General features: G+C 70.9%; 28 protein-coding genes. 21 read left to right on the forward strand and 7 right to left on the reverse strand.

The window, feature by feature from the left end:
* Nucleotides 1–12 precede the first annotated feature (12 nt).
* Nucleotides 13–1053 (reverse strand): acyl-CoA dehydrogenase family protein, encoded by a 1041-nt coding sequence (locus tag ACGFI8_RS17195; RefSeq protein WP_392805710.1) that lies wholly within the window; start codon nt 1051–1053, stop codon nt 13–15.
* The gene (locus ACGFI8_RS17200) at nt 1050–2165 is read right to left on the reverse strand and encodes an acyl-CoA dehydrogenase family protein (protein WP_392805713.1); all 1116 of its coding nucleotides are present in this window, start codon (nt 2163–2165) and stop codon (nt 1050–1052) included. The genes ACGFI8_RS17195 and ACGFI8_RS17200 overlap by 4 nt, the downstream gene beginning before the upstream one ends.
* Nucleotides 2166–2271: 106 nt before the next feature.
* Here ACGFI8_RS17200 and ACGFI8_RS17205 point away from each other — a divergent pair, with 106 nt between their 5' ends.
* From ACGFI8_RS17205 to ACGFI8_RS17230, 6 genes are read left to right on the forward strand one after another with little or no spacing between them, the layout of a single operon-like run.
* The gene (locus tag ACGFI8_RS17205; protein WP_392805716.1) at nt 2272–3132 is read left to right on the forward strand and encodes a cyclase family protein; all 861 of its coding nucleotides are present in this window, start codon (nt 2272–2274) and stop codon (nt 3130–3132) included.
* A gap of 23 nt (nt 3133–3155) precedes the next feature.
* Complete coding sequence (locus tag ACGFI8_RS17210; protein ID WP_392805718.1) at nt 3156–4700, forward strand: class I adenylate-forming enzyme family protein; 1545 nt, start codon at nt 3156–3158, stop codon at nt 4698–4700.
* Between the two features lie 18 nt (nt 4701–4718).
* Nucleotides 4719–5201, forward strand: coding sequence for a nuclear transport factor 2 family protein (locus ACGFI8_RS17215; RefSeq protein WP_392805720.1), 483 nt, complete (start codon nt 4719–4721; stop codon nt 5199–5201).
* Complete coding sequence (locus ACGFI8_RS17220; RefSeq protein ID WP_392805723.1) at nt 5185–6111, forward strand: SDR family NAD(P)-dependent oxidoreductase; 927 nt, start codon at nt 5185–5187, stop codon at nt 6109–6111. The genes ACGFI8_RS17215 and ACGFI8_RS17220 overlap by 17 nt, the downstream gene beginning before the upstream one ends.
* Nucleotides 6112–6117: 6 nt before the next feature.
* Complete coding sequence (locus tag ACGFI8_RS17225; RefSeq protein ID WP_392805725.1) at nt 6118–7137, forward strand: LLM class flavin-dependent oxidoreductase; 1020 nt, start codon at nt 6118–6120, stop codon at nt 7135–7137.
* Nucleotides 7134–7586 carry a nuclear transport factor 2 family protein gene (locus ACGFI8_RS17230; RefSeq protein WP_392805727.1) on the forward strand — a complete coding sequence of 151 codons (453 nt, stop codon included), beginning with the start codon at nt 7134–7136 and terminating at the stop codon, nt 7584–7586. Before ACGFI8_RS17225 ends, ACGFI8_RS17230 begins: the two co-directional genes overlap by 4 nt.
* Here ACGFI8_RS17230 and ACGFI8_RS17235 read toward each other — a convergent pair.
* Both ACGFI8_RS17235 and ACGFI8_RS17240 read right to left on the reverse strand, forming a co-directional pair.
* Nucleotides 7570–7782, reverse strand: coding sequence for a ferredoxin (locus ACGFI8_RS17235; RefSeq protein WP_392805730.1), 213 nt, complete (start codon nt 7780–7782; stop codon nt 7570–7572). The two genes, ACGFI8_RS17230 and ACGFI8_RS17235, sit on opposite strands and share 17 nt — an antisense overlap.
* Nucleotides 7779–9020 (reverse strand): cytochrome P450, encoded by a 1242-nt coding sequence (locus tag ACGFI8_RS17240; RefSeq protein ID WP_392805733.1) that lies wholly within the window; start codon nt 9018–9020, stop codon nt 7779–7781. Before ACGFI8_RS17240 ends, ACGFI8_RS17235 begins: the two co-directional genes overlap by 4 nt.
* 103 nt (nt 9021–9123) lie before the next feature.
* Here ACGFI8_RS17240 and ACGFI8_RS17245 point away from each other — a divergent pair, with 103 nt between their 5' ends.
* From ACGFI8_RS17245 to ACGFI8_RS17280, 8 genes are all read left to right on the forward strand, one after another.
* Nucleotides 9124–9678, forward strand: a complete 555-nt coding sequence (locus ACGFI8_RS17245; protein ID WP_392805736.1) for a DUF2889 domain-containing protein — start codon at nt 9124–9126, stop codon at nt 9676–9678.
* Nucleotides 9679–9717: 39 nt separating this feature from the next.
* Entirely contained in the window at nt 9718–11256 is a 1539-nt protein-coding gene (locus ACGFI8_RS17250; RefSeq protein WP_392805739.1) for a class I adenylate-forming enzyme family protein, read from the forward strand.
* A gap of 95 nt (nt 11257–11351) precedes the next feature.
* Nucleotides 11352–13193 (forward strand): flavin-containing monooxygenase, encoded by a 1842-nt coding sequence (locus ACGFI8_RS17255; RefSeq protein WP_392805742.1) that lies wholly within the window; start codon nt 11352–11354, stop codon nt 13191–13193.
* Complete coding sequence (locus ACGFI8_RS17260) at nt 13190–14215, forward strand: MBL fold metallo-hydrolase (RefSeq protein ID WP_392805744.1); 1026 nt, start codon at nt 13190–13192, stop codon at nt 14213–14215. The genes ACGFI8_RS17255 and ACGFI8_RS17260 overlap by 4 nt, the downstream gene beginning before the upstream one ends.
* A gap of 20 nt (nt 14216–14235) precedes the next feature.
* Nucleotides 14236–15243, forward strand: coding sequence for a hypothetical protein (locus ACGFI8_RS17265; protein ID WP_392805746.1), 1008 nt, complete (start codon nt 14236–14238; stop codon nt 15241–15243).
* A complete protein-coding gene (locus tag ACGFI8_RS17270; RefSeq protein WP_392805748.1) occupies nt 15240–16403 on the forward strand; it encodes a thiolase family protein in 1164 nt (387 codons plus the stop codon). Before ACGFI8_RS17265 ends, ACGFI8_RS17270 begins: the two co-directional genes overlap by 4 nt.
* The gene (locus ACGFI8_RS17275) at nt 16400–16882 is read left to right on the forward strand and encodes a Zn-ribbon domain-containing OB-fold protein (RefSeq protein ID WP_392805750.1); all 483 of its coding nucleotides are present in this window, start codon (nt 16400–16402) and stop codon (nt 16880–16882) included. Before ACGFI8_RS17270 ends, ACGFI8_RS17275 begins: the two co-directional genes overlap by 4 nt.
* 2 nt (nt 16883–16884) lie before the next feature.
* Nucleotides 16885–17895, forward strand: coding sequence for a phosphotransferase family protein (locus ACGFI8_RS17280; RefSeq protein WP_392805753.1), 1011 nt, complete (start codon nt 16885–16887; stop codon nt 17893–17895).
* Here ACGFI8_RS17280 and ACGFI8_RS17285 read toward each other — a convergent pair.
* Both ACGFI8_RS17285 and ACGFI8_RS17290 read right to left on the reverse strand, forming a co-directional pair.
* On the reverse strand, nt 17892–18542 hold the full coding sequence (locus ACGFI8_RS17285) for a TetR/AcrR family transcriptional regulator (protein ID WP_392805756.1): 651 nt from the start codon (nt 18540–18542) through the stop codon (nt 17892–17894). The genes ACGFI8_RS17280 and ACGFI8_RS17285 overlap by 4 nt on opposite strands.
* A gap of 9 nt (nt 18543–18551) precedes the next feature.
* A complete protein-coding gene (locus ACGFI8_RS17290) occupies nt 18552–19829 on the reverse strand; it encodes an acyl-CoA dehydrogenase family protein (protein ID WP_392805758.1) in 1278 nt (425 codons plus the stop codon).
* A gap of 79 nt (nt 19830–19908) precedes the next feature.
* On the opposite strand from ACGFI8_RS17290, the gene ACGFI8_RS17295 reads away from it, so the two are divergent.
* The 6 genes from ACGFI8_RS17295 to ACGFI8_RS17320 all read left to right on the forward strand — a co-directional run bounded on the left by ACGFI8_RS17295 (nt 19909) and on the right by ACGFI8_RS17320 (nt 24493).
* Complete coding sequence (locus ACGFI8_RS17295; protein WP_392805760.1) at nt 19909–20376, forward strand: VOC family protein; 468 nt, start codon at nt 19909–19911, stop codon at nt 20374–20376.
* Between the two features lie 131 nt (nt 20377–20507).
* On the forward strand, nt 20508–21485 hold the full coding sequence (locus tag ACGFI8_RS17300) for a VOC family protein (protein WP_392805762.1): 978 nt from the start codon (nt 20508–20510) through the stop codon (nt 21483–21485).
* A complete protein-coding gene (locus ACGFI8_RS17305; protein WP_392805764.1) occupies nt 21485–22807 on the forward strand; it encodes an aromatic ring-hydroxylating dioxygenase subunit alpha in 1323 nt (440 codons plus the stop codon). Before ACGFI8_RS17300 ends, ACGFI8_RS17305 begins: the two co-directional genes overlap by 1 nt.
* 7 nt (nt 22808–22814) lie before the next feature.
* Complete coding sequence (locus tag ACGFI8_RS17310; RefSeq protein ID WP_392806393.1) at nt 22815–23318, forward strand: aromatic-ring-hydroxylating dioxygenase subunit beta; 504 nt, start codon at nt 22815–22817, stop codon at nt 23316–23318.
* Between the two features lie 30 nt (nt 23319–23348).
* Nucleotides 23349–24128, forward strand: coding sequence for an SDR family NAD(P)-dependent oxidoreductase (locus tag ACGFI8_RS17315; protein WP_392805767.1), 780 nt, complete (start codon nt 23349–23351; stop codon nt 24126–24128).
* A 32-nt stretch (nt 24129–24160) separates the two neighbouring features.
* Nucleotides 24161–24493 carry a non-heme iron oxygenase ferredoxin subunit gene (locus ACGFI8_RS17320; RefSeq protein ID WP_392805770.1) on the forward strand — a complete coding sequence of 111 codons (333 nt, stop codon included), beginning with the start codon at nt 24161–24163 and terminating at the stop codon, nt 24491–24493.
* A gap of 27 nt (nt 24494–24520) precedes the next feature.
* Here ACGFI8_RS17320 and ACGFI8_RS17325 read toward each other — a convergent pair whose 3' ends face one another.
* Nucleotides 24521–25279: an SDR family NAD(P)-dependent oxidoreductase gene (locus tag ACGFI8_RS17325; RefSeq protein ID WP_392805772.1), complete on the reverse strand. Its 759-nt coding sequence runs from the start codon at nt 25277–25279 to the stop codon at nt 24521–24523.
* A 254-nt stretch (nt 25280–25533) separates the two neighbouring features.
* On the opposite strand from ACGFI8_RS17325, the gene ACGFI8_RS17330 reads away from it, so the two are divergent.
* Nucleotides 25534–26742, forward strand: coding sequence for an ABC transporter substrate-binding protein (locus ACGFI8_RS17330; RefSeq protein WP_392805774.1), 1209 nt, complete (start codon nt 25534–25536; stop codon nt 26740–26742).
* Nucleotides 26743–26765: the final 23 nt, after the last annotated feature.

Here is a 26765-nt window from a genome sequence, read left to right on the forward strand (position 1 = left end):
CGTTCGTGGCGGTCATACCTCGTCGAGCAGCCATGACCACAGGTCGGGAGAGGCGGCGGCCGCCTCGGCGAGGTACGCCGCCCACTCTCGCTGCGTCCCGAACTCGTCGCGCCAGGCGAGCAGGGACAGGGTGTGCCGGTGCAGTTCGTACTCGCGCGTGACGCCGATGGCCCCGTGCAGCTGGTGGGCCAGCCGGACCACCTCGCTGGCAGCGCTCGCGACCCGGACACGCGCGGTGGCGAGCCGGGGACCGCCGGCGAACTCGGCGACGGTGGCCACGCCGCGGACGGCCGCATCGACGGCGGCCTCGGCCGCGGCCACCTCGCAGGCGAGGGCGGCGAGGTGCTGTTGCACGGCCTGGAACGCCGAGAGCGGCCGGCCGAACTGCTCGCGCGCCCGGACGTGCTCGACCGTCAGTTGCTGGACGCGGCGCAGCGCGGACCGGGACAGGACCGCCCGGCTCAGGGCGCCGAGGTCTCGCACGAAGCCGACCAGGCCGTCGGCGGGGGTGGCGGCGACGGTGGTCGAGTGTGCGGGCGCCCGGTCGAGCCGCACGTCCGCGAGGGGAGCACCGGCCAGGTTGCGGGCCGTCCTGAGCCGCGCGTGCCCGCTTTCGACGATGCTCAGGCAGGCCGCGCCGTCCCCGGCGGGGGAGACCACGGCGAAATGCGTCGCCCACGGTGCCCAGGGGACGCCGTCCGCGGCCACCGTGACGCCGCCGGCGGATGCGTCGCCGAGCGCCGGCACGACCACGACGGATGTCGAGGGCCGTGCCACGCCGGCGTGTGCGAACAGGCCGTTGCCGACCAACAGCAGGTCCGGCACCGGTGACGGCCAGCCGGTGCCGCCGATCGCGTCCACGACCTCGAGGACGTCGGCGAGATCGCCGCCCTCGCCGCCGAGCCCCTCTTGCAGCCCGACGCCGAGCCAGCCCGCATCGGCCAGCGCGCGCATCGTCTGCCGGCCGAGCTCCTCGTCCCAGCCCTGTGCGGAGATCTCCTGCTTCAGGCTGCCGAGGAGTCCGCCGACGGCCTCCCACACCGCGCCGGTCATGATCGCACCAGGGTGTTGGCGACGATGCCGCGCAGGATCTCGTTCGTGCCTCCGCGCAGCGTGCGGTCGGGGTCGCGCAGCAGCGCCTCACCGAGCAGCCGGGCCAGCTCGTCGTCGGCGTGCGGATCGGGGCGCACGCCGGCGAGAGGCCAGGCCACCTCGGCCACCCGGCGTTCGAGCCGGGTGCCCAGATCCTTGACCAGAGCGCTCTGCGCTGCCTGGATCCGGCCCTGGTCGAGCGCCACCGCGACCTGGTAGGAGAGCACCCGGACGCTGCGCAGCTCGGCCAGCAGCATCCCGACCTCCGGCGTTTCGCAGTCCGCCCGGCGCAGCAGTGCACGCAGTAGCGGCATGGTGGACAGGAACCGCTCGGGACCGCTCCGCTCGTATGCGAGTTCGGCGGTCACCTGCGCCCAGCCCATGCCGCGGGCGCCGAGCAGCGCGTCGTCGCCCAGCGGCACGTCGTCGAAGACGACCTCGTTGAAGTGGTGCTCGCCGTCCATCGTCACGATGGGCCGCACCGTCACGCCCTCGAGGTCGAGATCGAGGAGGAACTGGGAGAGTCCGGTGTGCCGGCTCGGCGCGGGCGGGTCGGTTCGGGCAAGCACGAGGATGCCATGGGCGCGGTGGGCGTGGCTGGTCCAGATCTTGGCGCCGTTGAGCCGCCATCCGCCGGGCACCTTCGTGGCGCGGGTGCGCACGGCGGCGAGGTCCGATCCGCTCTCCGCCTCGCTCATCCCGATCGCGAAGTACCGCTCGCCGGCGGCGATGCCCGGGAGGTACCGGCGCCGCTGCTCCTCGGTGCCGTGGCGCAGTACCGAGGGACCGACCTGGCGGTCGGCGAACCAGTGGGCCGCGATCGGCGCACCGAGGGCAAGCAGTTCCTCGTTGACCACGTAGCGCTCCAGGAACGACCGGCCGCGTCCGCCGTATTCGGAAGGTATCGTCATGCCCACCCAGCCGTGGGCGGCCAGGTCCCGGCTGAACTGCGGCGAGTGGGACACCATCCACGAGTCGCAGCGAGGCCGCAGCCCCAGGGACGCCATGGTCTCGACGGCGAACGCCCGGACCTCGGCCCGCAGCCTGCGGTGGTCGGCGGTAATGGGAGCCACCTTTCTCCGGCGCCCCGGCGGCGCCTCGGGGCCAGCGTAGACAGGCGGTTTCGCGTCAGTCAACGCTAGTGTTGACAACTGCGGCTTCCGGGGACACGATGACCTCGTGAGTGACCAGCGCCACGGTACTGATGACGAGATCGGAGCCGCCCGGACCGTCGGGTCGCAGGCCGTGCGCCGCGGTCTGGCGGCGGTGCGCACCGGCACGCCGATCCCCCTGGCGGCGCCGATCCGTCACGGCGTGGGGTTCGGACTGGTCGGCCGGGCCGCACCCATGCACTTCATGCTCCGGACCGGCAGCGACTACGCCGCGGGGTTGCCGGAGCGGGCCGGCTTCGGCTTCGCCGACGACGTCGTCACGCTGCCGACGCACGGCGCGACGCACGTCGACGCCCTCGCCCACGTCTGGCAGGACGGGCTGATGTACAACGGCTTCCCAGCCAACAGCGTCACCAGCCGCGGTGCGCAGCACCTCGGCATCGACAAGATGCCCCCGATCGTGACCCGCGGCGTCGTGATCGACGCCTGCCCCGGCGGCGCGAGGTCCCCGTCCGATCCCGTCCGCCGCGATGAGCTCGCCGCCCTAGTCGCGAACGCCGGTGTCGAGCTCGCGCCGGGCGACGCACTCCTGGTCAGGACCGGCTGGCTGGCCGCCGCGCTTGCCGGCGATGCCGACAGCACCGCCTGGCCGGGCCTGCACCACGACTGCGGCGCCTGGCTGGCGGAGCGGCAAGTGGCGGTTGTCGGCGCCGACAACCCGGCGGTCGAGGCGTTTCCCTCCTTCGACCCCGCCTGCCAGGTGCCGTTGCACATCGAGCTGATCCGTGGCCACGGCGTCTACTTCGCCGAGCTGATGGCCCTCGACGCCCTGTGCGCCGCCGGCCAGCCTGAGTTTTTGTTCGTGTTGTCCCCGTTACCGCTGGTGGGAGCGGTCGGAAGCCCGGTCGCTCCGGTCGCCGTGGTGTGACGTCCGCCGAAAGGGAGATGTGCATGATCGACGTGAGAACTGCGATGCGCCGCGCGGCCGGTTTCCACCGCGACCGCCCAGCGGTGACGGCCGGGGGACGCACGCTGACCTTCGCCGAGGCATGGGAGCGCGGGGTCAGGTTCGCCAACGCCCTGATCAGCCTCGGGGCCAAGCCGGGCGATCGGATCGCCGTGCTCGAGGACAACGTGCTGGCGTCGTCGGACTTCTTCCTCGGTACCGCCATCAGCAACACGGTCCGCGTCCCGCTCTATCGTCGCAACAGCGAGGAGGCGCACCGTCACATGCTGCAGCAGAGCGGTTCGTCGATCCTGGTGGTCGGCGCCGAACAGTACGACGAGGTCCGCGACCTCGAAGGACGGCTCGACGGGCTGCAGCATGTCATCGTGCGCGACGAGGGCTACGAGCGCTGGCTGGCCGGATTCCCCGCGACGGACCCCGACCCCGAGATCTCGCCGGGCGACTTCTACGTGATCCGGCACTCTGCCGGTACCACCGGCATCCCCAAGGGGATCGCGTTCACCCACGAGGCGTGGATGAACACCGAGCGGAACTGGACCTACGGCCTGCCGCCCTTCGCCGCCGGCAACCACGCCATCCACGTCGGGCCGATCTCACACGGCTCGGGTTACCTGTTCGTGCCGATGTGGCTGGCCGGCGGCTGCAACGTGCTGGAGCCGAGGTTCGACCCCGAACGGCTGATGCGGCTCATCGCCGAGCTCGGCGGTACGTACGTGTTCGGGGTCCCGACCATGCTGGCTGACCTCGTCAAGAAGGTGGGCGGCGCCGGCCGGGACGTCTCGGGGTTGAAGGCGTTCGTGCTGGGCGGTGCGCCCATCGACCGGCGCACGATCATCGCGGCCCGCGACCTGCTCGGGCCGAAGCTCTACCAGATGTTCGGGCAGACCGAGTGCGTGCCCGGGACGTGGATCGGCCCTGAGGACTGGTTCGGTGCGTTCCCGGGCTCCGACCCGCTGGCCTGCGCCGGGCGGATCATGCCGTACACCGAGATCGAGATTCGCGACGAGCACAACCATCCCCTGCCGCCGGGCGAGATCGGTGAGATCGCGCTGCGCAGCGACGGGCAGATGACCCTGATCTGGGCCGACCCGGAGTTGACCGCCAAGCGGCTCGTGGACGGCTGGGTGCTGACCGGCGACATCGGCCGGATCGACGAGAACGGCTTCCTGTACCTGCACGACCGCAAGGACGAGCTGATCATCTCCGGCGGGTTCAACATCTGGCCGGCCGAGCTGGAGTCAGTGATCATGGACTTGCCCGGCGTGCAGGAGGTCGCCGTCTTCGGCATCCCCAGCGAACGCTGGGGGGAGAGCCCGATGGCGATGGTGGTCGTCACCCCAGGTGCGGCGCTGACCGAGCAGGAGGTGACCGAAGCATGTCGCGTCCGGCTCGGCTCCTACAAGAAGCCCGCCGCCGTGGAGATCCGCACCGACGGCCTGCCGCGCACGCCGCTGGGCAAGATTTCCCGCAAGCAGCTGCGGGCGCCGTACTGGGCCGGCCGGGCCACGACGCTCGGCGCCTCGACCTGAGCGGCCGGACGAGCGGTGATGGTCACCGGTCTGTCGCCGGCCGAGGCGCTGTGGGAGATCGAAGCGATCAAGCAGGTCAAGGCGCGGTACTGCCGGCTCGTCGACCTGCGTGACTGGGACGGCGTAGTCGGTCTCTTCAGCCTCGGCTGCGAGTTCGTCCATCCCGTCCACACCGACGTGACGGGTCCGCGCGACTTCTTCGAGCGCGTGGCCCGGCGCATCACACCCGGGGTCAGCGTCCATCAGGTGCACGCACCGGAGATCACGCTGACCTCCGCGACGACGGCGGCGGGCACCTGGGCGCTGCACGACTACGTCGAGACCGACGACGGCACGATCCGCTACCAGGGCTACGGCTTCTACCACGACGAGCTGGCCAAGAACGAGGACGGGTGCTGGGTCATCACCTCGTTCCGCCAGCACCGGCTCCGCATGGACAGCGTGCCGCCGGTCACGCCCTGGGACCCGAAGGAAGGGACGCCGCGTGAACACCACCGATGACCTGCCGCTGGCCGGACGGGTTGCCGTCGTCTCCGGGGCCGGGGCGGGCCTGGGCCGAGCGCACGCCCGCACGCTCGCCGCGATGGGCGCCTCGGTCGTCATCAACGACCTGCCGGTGCCGTCGGATGCAGACCCGGGCGTGACGATCGCCGAGGCCGTGGCCGCCGAGATCCGGGCCGTCGGCGGCGCGGCGATCGCGGTGCACGCCTCCGTCGCCGACGCGGGCGCGGGGGAGCGGATCGTGGAGAAGGCCATCGACGCGTTCTCCCGCGTCGACATCGTGGTGAACAACGCCGGCATCCTGCGCGACGGCCCGTTGCGCAAGCGCGACCGCGCCGACTGGGAGGCAGTGATCGGGGTGCACGTCCACGGCGCCTACGAGCTGACCCGGGCGGCCTGGCCGTACATGCTCGACGCGGGCTTCGGCCGGGTCGTGGTCACCTCATCCGCGGCCGGGATCTACGGCACGGCGAACAACGCCAGCTACGGTACGGCCAAGATGGGCGTCGTGGGCATGGCCCGCATGCTGGCGGCCGAGGCCGCGGGAACCGACATCAACGTCAACGCGATCGCGCCGCTGGCCCTTACCGCAATGAGCTCCTCGGGCGGCGACCGTGACCGGGCCGCCGACGTCATCGGCGACCTCTTCCAGCGCATGCCCGCCGAGCAGGTATCGCAGACCGTGGGGTGGTTGTGCCATCCGGACTGCGACGTGACCGGCCGGATCTTCGCGGTCGGCGGGGGCCGAGTAGCGGAGGTGCTGGTCACCGAGACCCGGGGCTGGGTGCGGCCCGGCCACACATGGCGCGACGTCCGCGACAACTGGGACAGCGTCACGGACCGCGGCGAGCTGCACGTCCCGGTGCACATCTCCGACGAGCTCCAGCTGTTCATGGCGGTCCTCGGGTGAGCCGCCGTGGTTGACCTCGGCCTTGTTTACGACCTGCGGTTGCCCGGCGCGGACGCGCAGGCCCGGGCCCGCCAGTACCGCACGATGCTGGAGCAGGCCGCCTGGGCCGACCGGCATGGGTTCTCGCGGATGGCGGTGCGCGAGCACCACGGCGCGGACGACGGCTACCTGCCGTCCCCGCTTGTCGCCGCGGGCGGCGTCGCCGCGGTCACGTCGACGATGACGATCCTGCTCCAGGCGCTGGTGGTGACCCTGCACGACCCGGTCCGGCTGGCCGAAGACCTGGCGGTGCTGGACCTGATGTCCGCGGGCCGGCTGGTCGTGGTGGCCGCGGGCGGCTACGCCGACGACGAGTTCGCAATGTTCGGGGTCTCCGCGGCCGACCGGCCCCGGCTGGTCGGCCGCGCCGTCCGGGTACTTCGTCAGGCGTGGACGGCAGAGCCGTTCGAGCTCGACGGCCGGTGGGTGCGGGTCACGCCGCGGCCGTTCCGGTCGCCCGGTCCGCCGCTGCTCCTTGGCGGCGCGTCGGAGGCCGCTGCCCGGCGGGCCGCCCGGGTCGCGGACGGGTTCCTGCCCGTGCGCAACCGGCACTACGGCGCCTACCAGCGGGCGGTGGCCGATCTGGGTCGGACGCCGCCCGGGCCGCTGCCGCAGGCGGGTCCGCCGTTCGTCTACGTCGCCGAGGACCCCGAGCGCGCCTGGAGCCGGATCGCGCCGTACTGCCTGCACGAAAGCAACGCCTACGGTGCGCTGGCCCGGCGGTCCGGGGTGGACACGGGGTATGCCGAGCACGCCACGACCGGCTCGCTGCGCGCGAGCGGCGCCTACCCGGTGCTCACCCCCGACGAGGCGGTGGTGCTGTGCGAGGAGCTCGGCCCGGGCGGTCAGCTTACGATCCCGCCGCTGGTGGGCGGGATGGACCCGGACCTGTCCTGGGAGAGCCTGCAGCTGCTCGCGGACCAGGTGATCCCCCGGGTGGCGCTCACCAGGGTCGATCCCGAGACGTACCGGCATTCGCCGCCATGACCGAGTTCGAGGTGCTGGCCGCCCAGGTGCGGCGGCTGACGGACATCGAGGAGCTCCGGCTGCTCAAGGCCCGGTACTTCGCGTGGGTCGACGGCCGGGAGTGGCAATTGCTGCGCGGCCTGTTCGCCGAGGACTGTACGTTCACCAGCTCGGCGCGGCTGCCCGACCTGGCCGGGCCCGACGACTTCGTCGACTTCGTCCGGGCGACGGTCGAGCCGGGGCGGTCGACCCACCTGGGGTTCATGCCCCGCTTCGAGTTCGCCGACGACGATCACGCCACCGGCACTTGGTCGATGTTCGACGTCGTCGAACTCGACGACCCGCGGCGCCCCGGCTGGTTCGGCCTGGGCACCTACGTCGAGCGGTACCGACGCGTCGGCGGCGGGTGGCGCATCACGTCGTGGCACCTCGAGCGCGGTGCCGTCCGCCGGCTCAGCCGTCCGTCGTGACGTCGATGGCACCCATCGGACAGAGGTCCGCGGCCCGCCGCACCTGTGCCTCGGTCCAGGGACCGTGCGGGTCGAACGTGGACAGGCCCTCCTCGTCGAACCGGAACGCGCCCGGGGCCTCCAGCATGCACTGGCCGATGCCGGCGCAGAGGTCGTGGTCGACGGTCGCGCGGGGGCGCGCCGAGGGTCCGGTCACCGGTCGTGTAGCCGCGCGTCGAGGCCCGACAGGCTACGCGAGACCAGGTTGCGGCCGTAGCGCAGTTCGCGGGTGAGCACCTCGACCGAGGCGAACTCGCGGGCCAGGTAGGCGAACGCCTCCTGCGCCTCCAACCGGGCCAGCGGGGCGCCGACGCAGGTGTGGATGCCCTGTCCGAAGGCGAGGTGCTTGTTCGGCCACCGTCCGATGTCGAAGTGGCCGGGGTGCGCGAAGAACGCGGGGTCGTGGTTGGCCGCGTGCTGGACCAGCAGGATCCGGTGATTTTTCTCGATCTGTCGGCCGCCGAGCTCGAACGGCTCCTTCGCCCACCGGGCCAGCGCGCGGATCGGGCCGTCGTAGCGGAGCACCTCCTCGACCGCGGTCCGCGCGAGCCCCGGGTCGCCCGCCAGCCGCTCCCACTCCCCGGGGAAGCGGTCGAAGGCGACGATGCCGTTCGCGATCAGGTTCATCGTCGTCTCGTGGCCGGCGAACACCATCAGCACGACGTTCGAGATGATCTCGTCCTCCTCGAATCGGTCGCCGTCGAGCTCGGCGTGCACCATGCCGGAGATGAGATCCTCGCGCGGGTTCGTGGCGCGGTCGCGCACGATCGGGCGGATCAACTCCGCCAGGTGCTGCATCGCCTGGCCGCCGGTGTCGAATCGGTCCTGGTTGCCGCCCTGGAAGAAGACGACCGCGCCGAGGTCTTCCGACCATGCGCGGAGGTTCTCGCGGGACTCGGGCGGGATCCCGAGGTACTCCGCGATGACGACGACCGGCAGGGTGAAGGCGAACTCCGCCATGAAGTTGACCCGGTCCCGGCCGCGCAGCGAATCGGCAAGTGAGGCCACCAGCTGCCGGATGCGGGGCCTGAGCACCTCCACGCTGCGCGGCGTGAAGGCCGTGTTGACCAGCGAGCGCAGGTGGGTGTGGTAGGGCCGGTCCTTGGTGAACATCCAGTGGCTCATGAAGTCGATCAACTGCTGGTACCGCGAGCCGGAGCCGGCCATGTCCTTGGCGAAGGGTCCCGCGAAGCGGTCGGAGGACAGCCGCTCGTGGTCGCGGAAGCCGGCTATCACGTCCCGGTAGCCGGTCACGATCCAGCCGTTCCAGCGCGGGTTCCAGTGGACCGGATCCTGCTCACGGAGCCGGTTGTAGAACTCGGTCGGGGTCTGGATGGCCGCATCGCTGAGCAGGTCGTCGAACAACTGCGGCGCGGCCGGCAAGGTCTCGGTCATGCTCGCTCCTCTTGACGCACCCATCGTGACCCCACAGTCTGGATGTGTCAACGATAGCGTTGATAGAATGGAGGGGATTGTGGTGGGGGAGCAGAGGGCGAACTTGAGCCGGAGTAAGACCCTGGACGCCACACCGCTCGGGGAGGACCGCTTCGGTTTCGTGGCGCGGCTTACCGACACCGCGTTCCACGGCAACTTCCCCGGCGGCTCGGTGGTCATCCACGACTTCGGCGCCGAGGGTGTGGTCGAGGGACCGCGGCTGGTCCTGCGTGAGCTCGCGGTGGTGGCCTACGCCCACCCCTACGAGGACTGTCCCTTCGCCATTCCGCCCACAGTGCAGCTCATCGGCGAGTCCGTGGCCTCCGGGTGGCGCCGGACGGTGCTGGCCGCGCTGGGCGGGGCGCGCGGATGCACCCACGTGAACACCCTGCTGCTCGGGCTCAGCGAACTGATCACGATGGTGATCTTCCTGCGGATCAACCCGGAGGTGGCATACACGCCGGACACGCGCGGCGACGGGCGGTGGACGCGGGCGGCGGCGCGCGTCGCCCCCGGCCTGTCCGGCGCCTGCTACGGCCTGCGCGCCGACGGCCCTCAGGTGGGGCTGGCCCGCGATGGTATCAACGTAGGTGTTGACGAAATGCCGCCTTCGCTGTGACGCTGCTCATGTCCAATCCCCTTTCCCCTGGAGGGCGTCATGCTCGACGTGAGGACGGCCATGCGGCGTTCGGCCCAGTTCCACAGCGACCTCGTCGCGGTGCGCAGCGGGGGCCGTGAACTGACCTTCGCGACGGCTTGGCAGCGCGGCGTTCGGCTGGCCAACGCGCTGGGCGAGCTCGGTGTCAAGCCCGGCGACCGCGTCGCCGTGCTCGAGGACAACTCCCTCGAGGCGGCCGACTTCTACGTCGGGACGGCCGCGGGAAACCTTGTCCGGGTGCCGCTCTACCGCCGCAACTCGGCCGAGTCGCACGCGTACATGCTCAAGCACACGCAGTGCAAGGCGGTGGTCGTCTCCCAGCAGTACGCCCACGAGCTCGACGGCGTCGACCGGAAGCTTCCCGGCCTGCGGGTGATCGTCCGCGACGACGGTTACGAGGAGTGGCTGGCGGGCTTCTCGGACGAGGACCCCGACCCGGTCGTGGGCCTCGACGACGTGTTCATCATCCGGCATTCGGCGGGTACCAGTGGCCGGGCCAAGGGCGTCGCCTACACGCACCGGGCGTGGATGAGCGCGACGCGCGACTGGTTCTACCAGCTGCCGCCGGTGAACATGGGCGACTCGATGCTCCACGTGGCCCCGATCTCGCACGGGTCGGGCTATCTGTTCCTGCCGATCTGGCTCGGTGGCGGTCTCAACGTCCTCGCGCCCTCGTTCGACGGGCGGCAGGTGATCGACGACCTCAGGGACGACCGGATCACCCACTTCTTCGCGGTGCCGACCATGCTCGCCGACATCGTCGAGCGCGTCGGCGGCGAGCCGCAGGACCTGCCGGCGCTGAAGGTCGTGATGGTATCGGGCGCGCCGATCAGCGAGAAGACCGCCCGCGCCGCGCACCGCGTGTTCGGTGACACGCTCTACCAGATGTACGGCCAGACGGAGGCCGTGCCGGTGACCTTCATGGGTCCGCAGGAGTGGTTCCGCGACCGCCCCGGCTCGAACCCCGTCCTGTCGGCGGGGCGGGTCATGCCCTTCGCCGAGCTGGAGATCCGGGGCGAGGGGAACCAGCCGCTGCCGGTGGGCGAGCAGGGTGAGGTCGCGATCCGCTGCGAGGGGCAGATGACCGGGCTCTGGGGTGATCCCGAGCAGACGGCACGCCGTCTCGTCGACGGGTGGGTGCTCACCGGAGACGTGGGCCGGCTGGACGCCCGTGGCTTCCTCTACATCCTCGATCGCGTCGACGACATGATCGTTTCGGGCGGATTCAACATCTGGCCGGCCGAACTGGAGCGGGTCATCTCGGCGCTGCCCGGCGTTCGCGAGGTGGTCGTCGTCGGCGCGCCCCACGAGCGCTGGGGTGAGACGCCGGTCGCCGAGGTGATCCTCGAGGAGGGTGCCGAGGTGCCGGCGGCGACGGTCGTGGCCGCCTGCCGTGAGCAGCTTGGCGCCTACAAGCAGCCGGGGCGCGTGGTGTTCCGCACCGAGCCGTTCCCGCGCAGCCCGGTCGGCAAGCTCCAGCGCAAGGCCGTCAAGGAGCCGTACTGGGCCCAGGAGGGCCGTCGCGTGAGCGGGGCGTGATGTTCGGAACTCTTGTCAACACACATGTTGACGAGCATGGTGGAGGGCGGGTGGAATGGGACCCGCATCATTCAGCGAATGGCAAGGATCGATACATGGCCTTGAACCAGACCGACCAGGACACCGACGCCGACGAGGTCTACGCCGCGTGGCTGCGGCGTTTCGGCGACGCCCTCGAGCGCCACGACATCGACGCGGTGCTCGGCGACTTCGCTGCGGAAAGCTACTGGAAGGACGTGCTCGCCTTCACCTGGGGCTACCGTACGTTCGGGGAGCGGTCCGATATCGAGGCCGGCCTGCGCGCCACCATCGCCGCCACGCGACCGCGCAACGTGCGCAAGGCGCAGGGTCGCACCCCGGCCCGGCTCGTGCGCCGCTCGGCCAAGGACGTCATCGAGGCATATTTCGACTTCGACACCGCGGTGGGCAGCGGCACCGGGTTCGTCCGGCTCCTGTACGCGCCGGGCTCGGCCACCCCGCCCACCATCTGGATACTGCTCACCACCCTGCAGGAACTGCGGGGCTTCGAGCCCCGGACGGGCGATCGACGCCCGTCCGGCCTGCAGTACTCCCACAACTTCGCGGGCGACAACTGGACGGACGAGCGGCGCAGGGCGGTCGAGACCGCCGGCGAGCGGGCCGAGGTGCTCGTCGTCGGGGCCGGCCAGGCCGGCCTCGCCCTGGCGGCCCGGCTCGGCCAGCTCGGCGTGCAGACGCTGCTGGTGGAGAAGAACCCCAGGGTCGGCGACAACTGGCGCGATCGGTACCACTCCCTGACGCTGCACAACGAGGTGTGGTCCAACCACCTGCCGTACCTGCCCTTCCCCGACACTTGGCCGGCGTTCGTGCCCAAGGACAAGCTGGCCGACTGGCTCGAGTACTACGCCGAAGCGATGGAGCTCAACGTCTGGACGTCGACCGAGGCGCAGTCGGCCCGCTTCGACCGGGACACCGAACGCTGGACGGTCCGGCTGCGGCGGGCCGACGGGAGCGTCCGAGACCTCACCGTGCCCCATCTCGTGCTCGCCACCGGCGGCACCAGCGGCGTGCCCAACATCCCCGAACTGCCCGGCCTCGCCGACTACGAGGGGACCGTGCTGCACTCCGGCAAGTTCACCAGCGGCGTCCCCTACGCGGGCAAGCGCGCGCTGGTCGTCGGAACTGGCACCAGCGGCCACGACGTCGCCCAGGACCTGCGCAGCAACGGGGCCGAGGTGACCCTGATGCAGCGCAGCCCGACCTGCGTGGTGAGCCTGATCCCTTGCGGCACGATGGTCTACGCCGTCTACTCCGAGGGGCCGCCGGCGGACGACGTCGACCTGGTCACCGCCGCGATTCCGTTCCCGGTGCTGCAGAGCACATACCGGTTCCTGACCAGGAAGACCACCGAGCTCGACCAGGCCCTCCTCGACGGCCTGGCGGCCCGGGGATTCAAGCTGGACTTCGGCACCGACGCGACCGGCTTCCACATGATGTACCTGCGCAAGGGCGGCGGCTACTACATCAATGTGGGCGCCTCCGACCTGATCGTGTCGGGCGAGATCGAGCTGATACAGGCCGGAGAGTACGAGACCTTCGTGCCCGCGGGGATCCGGCTCAAGACCGGCCGGATGCGGGAGTACGACCTGGTCGTGCTGGCGACCGGCTACCGCGACCAGCAGGACGGCATCCGCGCCATGCTGGGCGACGAGGTGGCCGACAAGGTCGGCCCGGTGTGGGGTTTCGACGACAACTACATCATGCGGAACATGTGGCAGCGCACCGCCCAGGAGGGCCTGTGGGTCGCCGGAGGTTCGCTGCTGGACTGCCGGCTGTACTCGCGCTTCCTGGCTCTGCTGATCAAGGCCGATCTCGAAGGCATCTCCTCCACGGAGGTCGCGTTGCCCTCGACGCGGTACGACACGACGGGCCGCAGCACCATCCTGGAGTCGGTATGAGCAGGGCCGGCGCGGGTGCGTGGACGGAGCCGGGCGCCTTCCCGATCGCGCCCGGGATCCACCGGCTGCCACTGCCACTGCGCGACGACGGGCTCAAGGGCGTCAACGTCTACGCGATCGAGGACGGCGACGGCGTGGCGCTCATCGATGGCGGATGGGCGATCCCGGAGGCGTTCGACGTCCTCGCCGCGTCGCTCAACTCGATCGGCTACCGCCCCGGCGACGTCACCCGGACCGTCGTGACGCACGCCCACATCGACCACTACACCCTGGCCGTACGGCTGCGCACCGAGTACGGCGCGCCGGTCGCGGTCGGCCGCGGCGAACGGGACTCGCTCACCTGGATCACCGGTCACGGGCCCCGTCACGGGTTCCAGGCCGCCCAGCTCCTCACCGCGGGTGCCCCGCAGCTGGCGGAGTACATGTCGCGGAAGGACCCCGCGGCCGATCCGGTGGCCGAGTCCTGGGAGCTGCCCGACGTGTGGCTCGGCGAGGGCGAGATCAAGATCGGGCAGCGGACGCTGCGCGTGCTGGAGACACCCGGGCACACCCAGGGCCACATCGTGCTGTGGCTGGAGGACGAGGAGCTGTTGTTCAGCGGCGACCAGATCCTGCCGCACATCACGCCGTCGATCGGCTTCGAGTCGGTACCGCAGCCGCAGCCGCTCGTGTCGTTCCTGGACTCCCTCGGACGGGTCCGGCAGCTCCCGGACGCCCGGCTGCTGCCCGCGCATGGCCCCGCTGACGCGCGCGTACACGCCCGCATCGACGAGCTGGTCGAGCACCATCGCCGCCGACTCGACCAGACCCGCTCCGCCGTGGCCCGGCTCGCCTCCGCCACCGCGGCCGAGGTCGCGCAGGAGCTGCCCTGGACGCGGCACGAGCGGACGTTCGCCGAACTCGACCTGTTCAACCGCACGCTGGCGGTCACCGAGACCCGCGCCCACCTCGCGTTCCTGGTACACCGGGGCGAGGTCGCGGCGAGCGCCGACGACGTCGTCCTGTACTCGGTCGTCGCATGACGGCGCCGGTCGTGCAGGGTATGAGCGCGCGCGTCGTCACCGGCGACGCGAGCCGCTCCCTCCCCGAGTTCATCTTCGCCACCGTCTCCGCTGCCCTCGCCGACGCCGGCTGCACGATGGCCGACGTCGACGCCGTCGTCATCGCCGCGCACGACCTCGTGGACGGCCGCTCGCTGTCCAGCATGATCACGGGGCCCGCCGCGGGCGCGTATCTGCGCGACGAGATCCGGGTCTCCGACGACGGGCTCGTGGCCGTCTCGCTGGCCGCGGCCCGCCTACAGGCTCACGAGGCGACGAGGGTCCTCGTGGCGGCCTGGGGCCGGGCCAGCGAGGGAAGCCCGCAACGGACGTCGCGCGCTGGCTTCGACCCGGTCGTCGAGCAGCCGCTCGGGCTCACCGACACCGCGGTGTCGGCGCTGCGGGCCTCGGCGTACCTGCGCCGCTACCCGGGGGACCGGCGCACCGAGGCCGCCGCCGCCCGCTGGCGCCGGGCCGCGGCGGCGCCGGCGGACGCGGACGCCCGGGTGGTCGCGCCGCTGCGCCCCGCCGAGCTCGCGGTCACCGCCGACGCCGCGGCCGCCGTCGTCCTGGGGCCGCATGGCCGCGGGCCACGTGTCACCGGGGTTGGCCACGGCACCGACCGGGCCGGGATCGGCGACCGGGACCTCGTTGAGCTGCCGGCCGTGCGTGACGCCGTCGTCGCCGCCCTGCGGGCCGCCGGCCGCGCCGTGTCCGACGTCGGGCTGGCCGAGCTCGCCGGCCCGACGCTCTTCGACGAGGTCCTGACCCTGGAGGCGGCCGGACTCGCCGCCCGTGGCGAGGGCCTCGGCGTCTTCGCCGACAGCGGGTGGGTGAACCCCTCGGGCGGGTCGGCGGCGGGCGACTGCTTCCCCTGCGGCGGCCTGCTGCGCTTCGTCGCGGCCGCCCGTCGGCTGCGCGGCCATCATGGGGATTCCGTCGGTCTCGTCGTCGCCGGCTCGACGGTGGCGCAACAGACCGCCACGGCGGTCGTCCTGGAGCGGATATGAGCGAGCCTCTCGGCATCATCGGCGTCGGCCAGACTCCGTATCGCAAGCGCAACCCAGACCGGTCCGCGGCAGAGTTGGTCCGGCTCGCCGTCACCGAGGCCCTCGCCGACGCGCGCATCGACCTCGCGGACGTCGACTTCGTCGTCGGGGGCGTGGCTCCGGACGCCCTCAGCGGGATCGCCGACATCGACAAGTCCGCGATCAGTGTGCCCGGCAAGCCGTACCTGCACGTCAACACCGGTGGTGCGACCGGTGCGTCGGCGCTGCTGGCCGCCCGGACGCTGATCGACGCGGGCCGCGCCGGGGTGGTGCTCGTCGTCGCTCTGGAGCGGATGGGTCAGGCGACCACGGCGCAGAGCATCTTCAACACGATCTTCGACCCCATCTACGAGAAGGACTTCGTCCTCACCACGATCACGATGGCCGCGCTGCGGGCCACGATGCTCATGAGCCGGCACGGCTTCACCGGTGAGCACTGGGCCGGCATCGCCTCGCGCAACTTCACTCAGGCCACTCGCAACCCGCTCGTGGTCGGCGCGAAGGCGCGCACAGTCCAGGACGTGCTGGCCTCGCCCGTGCTGGCCTGGCCCATCCACCTGTACGAGGCCTGCCCCATCTCCGAGGGCGCCTGTGCGGTCATCGTGGCCCGCGGCGAACTGGCCCGCTCCCGCGACACCGCGTGGATCCTCGGCACGGGTGCCTACAGCGACACCTACGCGATGGGCGACCGAATGCACCGGCCGGAGGGCAGCCTGATCGAGATGGTGCCGCTGCGGCGGGCCGCGGTGAAGGCGTACCGCGAGGCCGGTGTCACCGACCCCCTGCGCCAGATCGACGTGCTGGAGCTGCAGGCACCCTTCGCGATCATCGAGGCGATGGCCTACCCGGCCCTGGGCCTGTGCGACCTGGAGGGCAACCGCGACTTCGTCGAGCGGGCGATCGTCCTCGACATTCCGCTGACCGTCAACCCGTCGGGCGGCGCCCAGGCCGCCAACCCGGTGTCCGCGACGGCGCTGGTGCGCATCGCGGAGGCGGCGCTCCAGGTCCGCCACCGGGCCGGCGACAGACAGGTGCCCGGCGCCCGGACGGCGCTGGCCACTGGACAGGGCGGCGCGACCCAGTTCTCCACCGTCTGCCTGCTCGGAAGCGAGGCGCCATGACCGTCGACGACCTGCTGGTACTCCCCGGCAACTGGAACTTCGACTACCAGTACTTCGCCGGCGAGACCGCGAGCCGCTTCTTCGCGGAGCTGCGCGACCACCGCCGCATCATGGGGCGGCGCTGCCCGTCCTGCCGGCGGCTGCTCATCCCCGCCCGGTCGTACTGCGACGCCTGCTACGTCGAGACCGGGGAGTGGGAGGAAGTGGGCCTGTCCGGCACGCTCGAGGCGTTCGCCATCATCCAGGCTCACTTTCCGGGCCTTCCCGAGCCGCCGCTGGCGATCGGCTTCGTCACGCTCGACGGCGCCGACTCGGCGATCCTCAACTTCCTCCGCGGCGTGGACCTCACTGACGCCGACGCGGCCGGCGAGCGGCTCCTCCGCGCGACGCGGGTGGACGTCGTGTTCGCCGACGAACCGGCCGGGCGGATCACCGACTTCCACTTCGTGCTCGGCCGGCCTTCGGAACGGAACCCGTGACCATGCGCAATCGCGATCTCGCCACCGTCGCCCGGGCCCTGTCCGACCTCCTGCCGGACCTGACTGATGCGATGCCGGGCGCGTCGCTGGTCCGCGTGCGCTCCGCCGGCGGCAATGCCGGCTTCTCTTACCTGTTCGACGTGGCCACGGACCAGGGGGAGCGCACCTGCTTCCTGCGGCTTGCCCCGCCGGGCGTGCGCCGTGCGGGGACCGCCGACCTGCGGCGGCAGAGCACCGCCCTCGCAGCGCTGGGGCGTACCGAGGTACCGCATCCGGTGGTGCTGGCGGAGGGTGAGCACGCGCTGGTCGGCGACTACCTGGTCACCTCGGTGGTGGCGGGTCGCGCACGGGGAGGGCGGGGCTCGCTCGCCGGTCTCGCCGGTGACGTCCGCGATCGCATGGCCGCGGAGGCGATGGCCGCGCTGGCCGGGATCCACTCGGTGCCCGCCGGTGCGGTCGAGGGGTACCTGGGTCCGTTCGAGGGGCCCGAGCAGCAGGTGACCCGATGGGACCGGTTCTTCGTCAAGGGTGAGTACGTCGCGGAGCTCCGTCGCGACTTCGAGCGTGCCCGCGCGCTGCTGCTGGCATCCGCGCCGAGCGACGAGCGGCTCGCGTTGTGTCACGGCGACTTCCAGTTCGGCAACCTCATGTTCACCGACGACGGTGCGCTGACCGCCGTCATCGACTGGGAGCTGTGCGGGGTGGCGCCGGCGCTGAGTGACCTCGGGTGGATCATGGCCTTCCACGACCGGCGGGCGTGGGGCCCGTTGGCCCGCGAGTCCGCGTCGTACTTCGACGCCGAGCAGCTGCGCGCGCTGTACACGAAGGCGGGCGGTGACAGCGCCGGTGTGACGTGGTTCCAGGCACTGGCCCACTACAAGTACGCCGTCATCGCGTCGTTGAACCTGAGCCTGCATCGCCGCGGCAAGCGCGAGGACCCCGAGTGGGAACGGCGCGGACCGGGCGCGCTCACCAACATGCGCCACGCGGTGAGGCTGCTGGAGTCGGGCTAAGGGTGGGCCCGGAACCCGTCGAGCAACATGTCGGCCATCTGGTCGCCGAGCACGCGTCCCGTCGAACCGCGCCCCGGCGTGAACCAGCGGTGCGTCCAGTTCACCGCGCCGATGATGACGTTCATCGCCAGGTGCGGATGGGCGATGACGAGGCTGTCGTCCTTGTCGCCGTCCTCCAGGATGCGCATCAGGGCCAGCTCGAACCGGCGCCCGAGCTCGACCATCGTGCGCGCCCACACCTCGTCGATCGAGCTCGAGTGGATCCGGTTCATGTCCTCCTGGATGTACACGAACATGTACGGGAAATGGGCCTCGTACTTCTCGACGGTCGTGACGATCAACTCGCGGAGCCGGCTCTCCGCGTCGCCCTTCTGGGCGGCGACCGCCTCGGCGGCGACGACAACCTCGGTCACCGCCCGCTGCGTGACGAGCTGGAACAGCTCGTTCTTGCTCGCGACGTAGTAGTACAGCGAAGCACGGTCGGTGCCTAGCCGCTCGGCGACATCACGCAGGCTGGATGCCTCGAAACCCTTGTCCCGGAAGACCTGCGCCCCCGCGGCGATGATTTCGTTGCGGCGCTGTGTGTATCCCTCGCCGTGGTCGCGCAGCGCGGCCGTTCGCCGCCGCCCGATCCCGCTCTTCGCCATGGTGTGATGCTAGCTTGCGACGCCGACGGGGTACTGCCGCACGGCCCGCTCGTGGGCGAAGGGCCGGAAGTACTCCGGAAAGTCCTCGGGGCCGGGTGTGACGTCGCGCAGCAGCTGCTTGGCCAGGTTGATCCGATGCACGTCGGTGGGGCCGTCGGAGAGCCCGACCCGGTACGACTGCATGATCCAGTCCGAGAACGGCATGTCCGTCGACAGCCCGAGCGACCCGTGCACCTGCAGCGCCGCCGAGGCGACGTCGTGGAGCACGCGCGGCATGGTCGCCTTCACGGCGGCGATGTTGCGGCGCACCTCGGCCGGCTCCCGGCGTGCGTCGATCAGCCACGCGGTCTCGAGCACCAGCAGCCGGAACATGCGCAGCTGGGTCCACGCGTCGGCGACCATCGCCTGGACGAGCTGTTTGTCGGCGAGGCGCTCGCCCTTCGTCGTCCGGGACACGGCGCGCTCGCACATCATCTCGAACGCCCGGCGGGCCTGCCCGACGGTGCGCATGGCGTGGTGCATGCGGCCACCGCCGAGCCGTGCCTGCGCGACCGCGAAGCCGGCGCCGCGCTCGCCCAGCAGGCTGCCCGCCGGCACCCGGACCCGGTCGAACCGCACGTGCGAGTGGGCCGGCTCCGGCTCGCCGTGGAAGCCGCTGTCGCGCAGGATCCGCACGCCGGGCGTCCCGGCGGGGACGATCACCAGCGACATGCGGCGGTGCGGGCTCGCGTCCGGGTCGGTCACGGCGGCCACGATGAAGAACGCCGCGTACTTGGCGCTGGTGGAGAACCACTTGTCGCCGACAACCACCCAGTTGTCGCCGTCGAGCGTCGCGGTGGTGCGCAGGGCGGTCGGGTCGGAGCCGCCGTGCGGTTCCGTCATCGCGAAGCACGAGACGATGCGGTTGTCCAGCAGAGGCTCCAGGTAGCGCGCCCGCTGCTCGGGCGTGCCGAACCGGGCCAGAATCTCGCTGTTGCCGGTGTCGGGCGCCTGCGCGCCGAAGACCGTCGGGCCGAACCGTGCGCGGCCCGTCAACTCCGCGAGCAGCGCCAGCTTGACCTGCCCGTAGCCCTTGCCGCCGTGCTCGGGGTCCAGGTGGCAGGCCCACAGGCCACGGGCCTTGACCTGTGCCTGCAACGGCCGGACCAGCTCGTCGAACCGAGGCTGCGCCAGGTCGTGCGGATTCTTCAGGAGGTAGTCCAGTGGCTCGACGCGCTCGCGCACGAACCGGTCGGCCCAGTCGAGCTCCTCCTGGAACTCGGGATCGGTCTCGAACTCCCAAGCCATGTGGCACTCCCTATTCCCGGCCCGCCTGGTGTCAACATTAGCGTTGACAACAATTGCGGCCAACCATAGCGTGCCTGCCATGAACGTCAACCACGTCGGGGTCACCGTCGGAAACCTGGATCAGGCGATCGAGTTCTACACGCGTGTCTTCGAACTCGACCTGCTCGTCGTCGCGGAGACGGCGACCACGCAGACGCCGGGGGCCGACCGGCGCGCCGAGGTCTTCGGCGCCCGGTGGGGGGCGATGAAGCTCGCGCACCTGGCCGACGCCAACGGCACCGGGGTGGAGCTGTTCGAGTTCATCGAGCCGGCCATGGTCTTCCCGGCCGAGCACTTCGACTACTGGCGGGTGGGCCTGTCGCACCTGGCGTTCACCGTCGACGACCTCGATGCGACGATGGCCGCGCTCGAGGCCGCCGGTGGCAGCGTGCGCACCGGCATCCACGCGGTGCGGCCCGGCTGCCGCATCTGCTACTGCCGCGACCCGTGGGGCAACCCCATCGAACTGAGCACGGGCACGTACCCCGAGACGCACCCCAAGAGCTGACCGGTTGGTGCGTCCCCGGATCGTACGTTTCGGGGCAGACGCCCGATTGCGTTCCGACCCGTGAAACGGGCCGGTTCCCAGCCTGAGCCGCGACGTTTACGCTGCTCAAAGCCTACTTCCGGGAGGGCATGATGGCAATTGTCCAACAATTCGGATACCTGTCGATCGGCGTACGCGACCTGCGCGAGGGCGTGGAGTTCTACTCGCGGTTCGCGCGCCTCGACCTCACCGAGAGGATCGGCGACACCGCGTTCATGACCGGCGGGCTCGAGCATCACTGGATCCGTCTCGAGCAGGGCAACCATCAGGGCGTCAAGCGCGTCGGCTACGAACTCGCGAGCGACGACGCGTTCGACGTCGTGCGCGCTGGCCTGCAGCAGTGGGGCATCGAGTACGAGGAGGGCGGCAGTCCCCAGCAGGACCGCGTTCAGCGCTGGATGCGCTTCACCGATCCCGGCGGGACGGCCATCGAGCTCTATCGGGGCATGTACGAGCGGGGCGTCGCCCCCGTCAACAACGGTGTCAACATCGAGAAGTTCCTGCACGGGGGCTGGGAGACCGCGAACTTCGACCAGACGACCAAGTTCTACCAGGAGGTGCTCGGCTTCAAGGCCTCCGACTGGATCGGCGACAAGGTCGGCTTCTTCCGGGCCGGCGACAAGTTCCACCACTCCGCGGTCATGCTGCGCAGCAACCGGTCGGCGTTCAACCACTTCTGCATCCAGGTCGAGTCGCTCGACGACGTGATGCGCTTCCGCAACAACGCGCTGCGCCACGGTGTGAAGCTTCGCGACGACCTGCTCCGGCACGCACCGTCGGGCTCGATCGGCGTGTACATGAAGGACGAGGCGCGCGGCTTCGCCGTCGAGTACTGCGTCGGGCACCCCAGGATCGAGGACGAGCACCACAAGGCCCGCATCCTGCCCATGTCGCCGGAGACCGCGGATGTCTGGCGTTCGCCGCTCCCCGAGATCGTCATCCCGGACATGGGGCTGCAGGAGGTGGACAGCCTCAGCGCGATGCCTGAGGTCGGCTCCACCGGCGACCCGCGCTCGGTCGCCGCCCGGACCGTTGGCAACGACGTGCGTGAGACGGTAGGTGCCCGCTGATGTCCGCCGACTCGACCCCCCGCTTCGTGATCGACGACCGCGAGCGCGGTCTGTTCCGGGTCAACCGCGAGGTCTTCGTCTCCGACGAGGTCCTCGACCTGGAACGCAGGCACCTGTTCGACAAGGCCTGGCTCTACGTCGGTCACGAGTCCGAGATCTCCAACCCCAACGACTTCCACACCCGGCAGGTGGGCGGCCGGACGGTCATCTTCACCCGCGACCGCCGGGGCGTCGTGCGGGTACTGCTGAACACCTGCCGCCACCGCGGCGCCGAGGTGTGCCGGGAGCGCAGCGGCAACCGCAAGATCTTCACCTGCTTCTACCACGGCTGGGCGTACGACAACTCCGGTGCGCTGGTCAGCGTCCCGGACAGCGACTCGTACTCGTCCGGCTTCGACCGCAGCGAGCTCGGGTTGGCCCAGCCGCGGGTGGACAGCTACCGCGGTTTCGTGTTCGCGACGTTCAGCCAGCAGACCCAGCCGCTGCTGGACTACCTCGCCGACGCGACGCACATTCTCGACCAGGTCTCGGACCTCTCCGACCAGGGCATGCGGATCGTGGTGGGCACGCACCGCTACTCCATGCGCGCGAACTGGAAGCTGTTGATGGAGAACAGCGTCGACGGCTACCACGCCCTCACGGTCCACCAGACGTACTTCGAGATGATGATGAACCTCGGCACCACGCCACCCGGCCTCGACGGCAACCGCGCGATCGGCCGGGGCGTCGAGCTCGGCAACGGCCATGCGGTCGCGCTGATGCCTGAGCTGGGCTCGCCGCTGATGTCCGAGGAGGTGCTCCTCGAGCGTCGGCAGCGACGGGCGGAGCTGGTCGCGAAGTTCGGCGAGGAGCACGCGATCCGCATCGCCAACATGACGCGCAACATGGTGCTCTTCCCGAACTCCGCCATCATCGACCTCAACTGGGGCATCCAGGTGCGCACCATGTACCCGATCGCCCCGGGCCACACCGAGATCGTCGGCTGGCAGCTCATGCCCGAGGGGATCAGCGAGCAGATGCAGCGCTACCGCATCGACAACGCGCTGAGCTTCTGGGGGCCGGCCGGCCTGGCGACGCCGGACGACGTCGAGGGCCTCGAGCAGTGCCAGCGCGGCTTCGCCTCGACCAACGAGGTCGCGTGGTCCGACATCTCCCGCGGGATGAAGAAGGAGAACCCGGCCATCGTCGACGAACTGCAGATGCGCGCGTTCTGGCGGGAGTGGAACAAACAGATCACCGGTGAGTCCTACACGTTCGAGAACGCCCCGCTGGACACCGGCTACATCAGGTCCGGCTCGACGGCCACGACAGGAGGTGCGTGACGTGACGATGGTGGACGAACCGCTCGGCACGCGAGTGGTGACCCGCGCCGAGATCGAGGACTTCCTGTACGAGGAGGCGGCGCTGCTCGACGAGTGGCGGCTGGAGGAATGGCTGAACCTCTTCACGCTTGACTGCGTCTACGAGGTCCCGGCCTCCGACACCCGCGGTATGGACGGCGGTCTGGTCTACTCCCTCGTGCACGACCGCCGCCCGCTGCTGGAGCAGCGGGTTCTGCGGCTGAAGAAGCCCACCGCGCACGCGGAGTACCCGCACTCGCGGACCCGCCGGCTGGTCACCAACGTGCGGCTGCTGTCCCAGGATGGCAGCGGCATCCGGGCCACCGCGAACTTCGCCGTGTTCCGCTCCCGGTACGGCAAGGACGTCACGTACGTCGGCCGGTACGAGTACCTCTTCGTCCTCGACGGCGACACCCTCAAGATCAAGCATCGCACCGCGCTCATCGAGCACGAGTCGCTCGATCCGCACGGCAAGATCAGCATCATCATCTGAGCCGCTGCGGCCGGAACGGAGGACCTCACCGTGCAGTTCGACAACCGCACCGCGATCGTCACGGGCAGCGCCAGCGGCCTGGGCCTCGGCATGGCGACCTACCTGGCCGAGGAGGGCGTCCGCGTCTGTCTCGCCGACATCGACGGCGACCGCCTGGACCAGGTGCTGCCCACCATCCCCGTGGTCGCCCAGGGCCCGCATCTGGGCGTCGTCGCGGATCTGAGCACCCGCGACGGCGCCGAGACGATGGCGGCGCGGGCCATCGCCGCGTTCGGTAGGGTCGACATCCTGGTCAACAACGCGGGCGGCGGCGTGATCCGGCCGACGCTGGAGCACACCGAGGAGACGCTGCGGCAGACCATCGACCGCAACCTGTGGACGATGACCTACTGCACCCTCGCGATGCTGCCGCACCTGCTCGGCAACGGCTACGGCCGGGTGGTGAGCATCGGCGCGGAGTCCGTGCGCAACGGCCTGTGGCAGCACGCCTTCTACAGCGCGGCGAAGGGCGGCGTGCACGGCTTCACCACCGGCCTGGCCCGGGAGTTCGCCGAGACGGGCGTGACGTTCAACGTGGTCGCCCCGGCCATGGTGCTGACGCCGCAGTACTTCGACCTGGTGGCCACGCTCGAGCCCGACGCCTCGGCGAGGCAGGACGCCTTCGTCGAGCAGATCCGCGGCTCGATCCCGATGGCCCGGGGCGGCACCGTGCGCGAGGTCGCAGCGGCGGTGGCCTTCCTGGCCTCCGACGACGCGGGCTACATGACCGGCCAGGTCGTCAGCGTCAACGGCGGCAGCTCGATGCTGTGACAAGATGAGTTTTTCGGAAGGACCTTGCGCACATGGAACGGCAGCACGCCTGTCGCGTGGACGACCTCGCCGATGGCGAGTGCCTGCGCGCCGACACGAACCCGCCCGTCGCGATCTACCGTGTCAACGGCGCGTTCTACGCCACCGCCGACTCCTGCTCTCACGAGGAGTGGTCCCTCGGCGAGGAGGGCGAGGTCGACGGGTTCGAGGTGACGTGCTCGCTGCACATGGCCCGCTTCGACGTGCGTGACGGCCGGCCGCTGTGCCTGCCCGCGATGCGGGCCCTGGAGACGTACTCGGTGGAGGTCATCGACGGCGACGTCTTCGTCGCCGAGCGCCGGACCGCGGACACCCCGGCGGTATGAACGGCGGGGTGTCCGGCGCGCCGCGGGTCAAGCGCCGAGCATGCGCATCCCGCCGTCCACGCCGATGACCTGTCCGGTGATGAACCGCGCGCCGTCACCGGACAGGAAGACCAGCACCGGGGCGAGGTCCCGCAGCGGGTCTCCCATCGCACCGCCGAGCGGGATCAGCGCCTTCATCCGCTGTTCGAGCAGCGCGCCGCCGTCTGGGCCGAAGTGCTCGCGCAACCGCTGCGCGTTGGTGGTGTCGACCACGGGGTTGACCGCGTTCACGGTGACGCCGTACGCGGCCCAGGCGAGCGCGGCCGAGCGGGTCCACGCGTGCACGCCGGCCTTCGCCGCGGCGTAGGCGGCTGACCGCGGGTTCCCGGCGATCCCCTCGACGGAGCCGAAGTTGACGATCCGGCCGCCGCGGTCCCGCATGAGCTCGAACGCGGCCTGGTTGGCGAACACTGTCGACTTGAGGTTGACCGCGAGCATGTGGTCAAGGTCGTCGCCGGTGAGCTGGCCCGGCGCGCCGGGAGCCCACAGCCCCGCCGCGTGGACGAGGACGTCGAGCCGTCCGGCGGACCGGCGGATCTCCTCGAACGCGGCCGTGGTCGCAGCCTGGTCGGTCAGGTCGCACCTCAGCCAGGTCGCGCGGCCGAGGAGGTCCGCACCTGGGGCGGAGGAGCGCTGGAACGCGAAGACGCGGGCGCCTTCGTCCGCCAGCGCCGCCACGGCAGCGGCCCCTGCCCCGGTGGCCGCGCCGGTCACCGCGATCACACGCCCTTCGAGCTGCCCGTTCATGCTGACTCCTTTGCAGTGCCGACGACCGTTGGCACGGTAACGGCCCCGGCACTCGGGCGAAATCCTGCCGTTCCCGGCAACGGAACCGACCTTGACGAGGCCCGGTTCCGGCATCCAGAACAACGGCGTTCTGCGGCCGTCGCGGCGCTCGTACGGTGACGTCCTCTACACGTCGGTTCCGCGTATCCCGGGACTTTCGGCTGGTCGCAGGCCGTACGCGAAGCCCGGGAACGCCTCGAAAGGTGGATAGTCGGATGAAGAGGTCGAGAACCCTCGCAGCAATCGCGGCCCTCGCCGCCGCGGCCGGCGCGCTCGCCGGGTGTGCCAAGGACGACGCCGCGCCGGGCGGCTCCGGCGGTGACATCACCGTCGCGTTCATCGGGTCGACGGAGTCGCAGGTCTACAGCTTCCCCGAGTCGTCCGCCGCCGCGAAGGCGCGGTTTGCGGCCGTCAACGACGCGGGAGGGGTGAACGGGCGCAAAATCAACTTCACATCGTGCAACGACAAGGCCGACCCGAACGAGGCGGCCGCCTGCGTCCGCAAGGCCGCCCAGGACAAGGCTGTCGCCGTCATCGGCGGCATCTCCGCGGTCGGTGACGCGCTCACCGGCGCCCTCGAGTCGGCCAAGATCGTGTACACCGGGAACCGCCCGCTCAGCCCGGGCGAGCTGCACAGCGCGGTTGCCTTCCCCCTGGTCGGCGGCGGCGCCTCGACGGCCGGCGGCGCCGGCCTGTACGCCGTAAATACCCTCAAGTGCAAGTCGATCTACGTGATCGACGGTGACGTCCCGGGCAACCGCACCGTCGCCGCCGCGTTCAAGGCCGGCGTCAAGGCCGCCTCCGGCAAGGAGCCCGGGGAGACCGTCACCCCGGCGACGTCGTCGGACTACGCCCCGGCCGCGGCCGCCGCCGCCAGCGCCGGCGCGGACTGCGTGTACTACGCCATCTCGGTCCCGGAGATGCCGAAGGCGATCCCCGCCTTCCGCCGGGCACTTCCCGGCGCCACGCTGATCACCAGCTCCGGCAACTTGCCCGGTCCGATCATCAAGGCGTTGGGTGCCGACGCCGAGGGCTTCGTGCTGTCCGACTCGCAGATCCCGGTCACCACCAAGGGCAACGCCTACCTGGACCAGTTCCACGCCGAGATGACCAAGTACACCCCGGACGCGACCCAGAGCGCCTTCGCGCTGTCCTCCTGGATGGGCGCCGACCTGCTCGTCAAGGTTCTGCAGGGGATGAGCGGCGACGTCAGCGCCGCGTCCGTGCTCGACGCCTACCGCAAGCTCGGCGCCGTCCAGGGACACGGCGTCATCGGCGACTTCGCCTTCTCCGACAAGGGCGCCGTGCCGGACGCGCCGCGGTTGTTCAACGTGAAGTACACGGTGGTCAAGGTCGTCAAGGGCGAACCGACGCTGGAGGGCGCGGCGGAGTTCGGCGACGCCACACCGGCCCTGCAGCACTGATCCCGACGCCCGAGGAGGTATAC

The organism is Dactylosporangium sp. NPDC048998, from assembly GCF_043197855.1.
Taxonomy (GTDB): Bacteria; Actinomycetota; Actinomycetes; order Mycobacteriales; family Micromonosporaceae; genus Dactylosporangium.

Coding starts and splice junctions, on each gene's coding strand:
- ACGFI8_RS17195 (WP_392805710.1), bottom strand. CDS start 1,053: ATGACCGGCGCGGTGTGGGAGGCCGTCGGCGGACTCCTCGGCAGCCTG.
- ACGFI8_RS17210 (WP_392805718.1), top strand. CDS start 3,156: ATGATCGACGTGAGAACTGCGATGCGCCGCGCGGCCGGTTTCCACCGC.
- ACGFI8_RS17215 (WP_392805720.1), top strand. CDS start 4,719: ATGGTCACCGGTCTGTCGCCGGCCGAGGCGCTGTGGGAGATCGAAGCG.
- ACGFI8_RS17230 (WP_392805727.1), top strand. CDS start 7,134: ATGACCGAGTTCGAGGTGCTGGCCGCCCAGGTGCGGCGGCTGACGGAC.
- ACGFI8_RS17240 (WP_392805733.1), bottom strand. CDS start 9,020: ATGACCGAGACCTTGCCGGCCGCGCCGCAGTTGTTCGACGACCTGCTC.
- ACGFI8_RS17250 (WP_392805739.1), top strand. CDS start 9,718: ATGCTCGACGTGAGGACGGCCATGCGGCGTTCGGCCCAGTTCCACAGC.
- ACGFI8_RS17255 (WP_392805742.1), top strand. CDS start 11,352: ATGGCCTTGAACCAGACCGACCAGGACACCGACGCCGACGAGGTCTAC.
- ACGFI8_RS17260 (WP_392805744.1), top strand. CDS start 13,190: ATGAGCAGGGCCGGCGCGGGTGCGTGGACGGAGCCGGGCGCCTTCCCG.
- ACGFI8_RS17265 (WP_392805746.1), top strand. CDS start 14,236: ATGAGCGCGCGCGTCGTCACCGGCGACGCGAGCCGCTCCCTCCCCGAG.
- ACGFI8_RS17270 (WP_392805748.1), top strand. CDS start 15,240: ATGAGCGAGCCTCTCGGCATCATCGGCGTCGGCCAGACTCCGTATCGC.
- ACGFI8_RS17275 (WP_392805750.1), top strand. CDS start 16,400: ATGACCGTCGACGACCTGCTGGTACTCCCCGGCAACTGGAACTTCGAC.
- ACGFI8_RS17280 (WP_392805753.1), top strand. CDS start 16,885: ATGCGCAATCGCGATCTCGCCACCGTCGCCCGGGCCCTGTCCGACCTC.
- ACGFI8_RS17285 (WP_392805756.1), bottom strand. CDS start 18,542: ATGGCGAAGAGCGGGATCGGGCGGCGGCGAACGGCCGCGCTGCGCGAC.
- ACGFI8_RS17290 (WP_392805758.1), bottom strand. CDS start 19,829: ATGGCTTGGGAGTTCGAGACCGATCCCGAGTTCCAGGAGGAGCTCGAC.
- ACGFI8_RS17295 (WP_392805760.1), top strand. CDS start 19,909: ATGAACGTCAACCACGTCGGGGTCACCGTCGGAAACCTGGATCAGGCG.
- ACGFI8_RS17300 (WP_392805762.1), top strand. CDS start 20,508: ATGGCAATTGTCCAACAATTCGGATACCTGTCGATCGGCGTACGCGAC.
- ACGFI8_RS17305 (WP_392805764.1), top strand. CDS start 21,485: ATGTCCGCCGACTCGACCCCCCGCTTCGTGATCGACGACCGCGAGCGC.
- ACGFI8_RS17310 (WP_392806393.1), top strand. CDS start 22,815: ATGGTGGACGAACCGCTCGGCACGCGAGTGGTGACCCGCGCCGAGATC.
- ACGFI8_RS17320 (WP_392805770.1), top strand. CDS start 24,161: ATGGAACGGCAGCACGCCTGTCGCGTGGACGACCTCGCCGATGGCGAG.
- ACGFI8_RS17325 (WP_392805772.1), bottom strand. CDS start 25,279: ATGAACGGGCAGCTCGAAGGGCGTGTGATCGCGGTGACCGGCGCGGCC.
- ACGFI8_RS17330 (WP_392805774.1), top strand. CDS start 25,534: ATGAAGAGGTCGAGAACCCTCGCAGCAATCGCGGCCCTCGCCGCCGCG.